This is a genomic window from Citrobacter sp. TBCS-14, from assembly GCF_005280805.1.
Taxonomy (GTDB): domain Bacteria; phylum Pseudomonadota; class Gammaproteobacteria; order Enterobacterales; family Enterobacteriaceae; genus Citrobacter; species Citrobacter gillenii.
Genome location: NZ_SZWM01001311.1, coordinates 1 through 204, shown reverse-complemented (window position 1 = coordinate 204; position 204 = coordinate 1). Strand labels below are relative to the sequence as shown.

The window sequence follows — 204 nt, the reverse complement described above, 5'->3', positions numbered from 1 at the left end:
CGCCACCATTGAGAGTGAGCTGGATACGCAGTCAGCGATGGATTTTATTCTTGGCGCGAACAGTCAGGAGCAACGGGACAAGCTGACTGGCTGGGTTGGTGAAATTGCCGCGTATTACTCAGCGGCGCCAGTCCGTCTTGGGGGCGCAAAAGTGCCACACCTGATGCCGGGGGACTCGTTAAACTTGCAGACGGCTCAGGACAC

Annotated in this window: 1 pseudogene; it reads left to right on the top strand. The window is 57.4% G+C overall.

Annotated features, from left to right (window positions below):
* Window positions 1-204, top strand: a pseudogene (locus tag FDX22_RS30700) (phage portal protein); the annotation flags it as partial.